Here is a 1,186-nt window from a genome sequence, read left to right on the forward strand (position 1 = left end):
AGCGGGTACTTCCTCGGGGCAGGCATCGTCAGGGCTCCTCTCGTGAAACCCATCTGACCCTCTGTCACCTCTCCCCGCATCTCGGGGGAACCTCACTGGGGTGCGCCACGCTCGTCGACGCCATGAACCGGGTCCACGGCCACCGAGCGCACATACCCGCCATGTCGAGCCCCGACCCTCTCCGCTATCTCTTCGGGCCGGCAGCCACCATCTCCTTTCTCCCCTACCGCGAGGACCTGGCTGTAGAGGGCCATGACTTCCGGTACTACTTCTACGGAGCACTCGGGAACCCGCCCGGGGCGGGCCAGGTGCTCGTGCTCTCCAGCGGAGGGCACGCCGACGTGTCCCATGGCGGGGGCACAAAGCTTGCCAGGGCAGACAGCACCGGGCTGGCCGGCGTCCTCGCCGACGGCCGGCTGCGTGACTTCGGCCAGTTGCGTGGCTACAGCTTCGCTACCTGGTGCAGGGGGGAGGCGGTCCGATGGGGCGGCGACACGGTGATGCCGTACGCCTGCGCTGGGGCTGTTGAGATTTCCGGTGTGTGCGTGAGTCCCGGTGACTACATCTACATGGACAGCGCCGGTGGCGTCGTGATTCCCTCCGCCAGCCTGCGGCGGGTGCTTGCCATCGCCGAGGACATCTCAGCCGAGGAAGCGGAGGCCGCGAAAGGCATCAGAAGTGAACAGGCGCAGCCAGGTGAGTAGCGGCGCAGACCCGCGGGAAGCGGCGGCTGCTGGAGGCCCCCCTTCCCGTCGTGCCCAACGCATACGAGATCAGCACCCCGCCGAGCTGGACGCCCTCTCCTGGACCCCGTGCGTCCCGTTGGTGCTGCACGGGGTCCCACGCGGTGCCGACGACGGCGACGGCACTCGCGAAAGCCCAGACCGCCAGGTGGTCGGGATCCAACGTCACGGTGCACGCGACGACCAGTCGGCCGTCGCCGGACCGTGACGGCGCCAGGACGATCCCTGCCGCCTGGAAGCACGCGCGTCCACATCCGTGCCCGGCCTGTCGAAGGCGACCTGCAACGCAGCGTCGCCGCTACGGGCCGCGCACGAGCGATGGGGGCAGATTGGGCAACCCTTCCTCGTCCGATCGCGTCCCATGAAGTGGTGTAGCCGGGCATGGTCCCGGAACGCGCGGGTGTCTGCCCGGGGCGTGCATCCGCTGACCGTGCGTGCTCCCT

1 protein-coding gene is annotated in these 1,186 nt (G+C 69.1%); it reads left to right on the forward strand.

Annotated features, from left to right (window positions below):
* Positions 1 to 122 precede the first annotated feature (122 nt).
* Complete coding sequence (locus ACWCQS_RS46065; RefSeq protein ID WP_451010001.1) at positions 123 to 704, forward strand: RraA family protein; 582 nt, start codon at positions 123 to 125, stop codon at positions 702 to 704.
* Positions 705 to 1,186 lie beyond the last annotated feature (482 nt).

The organism is Streptomyces sp. NPDC002076 (assembly GCF_053593835.1).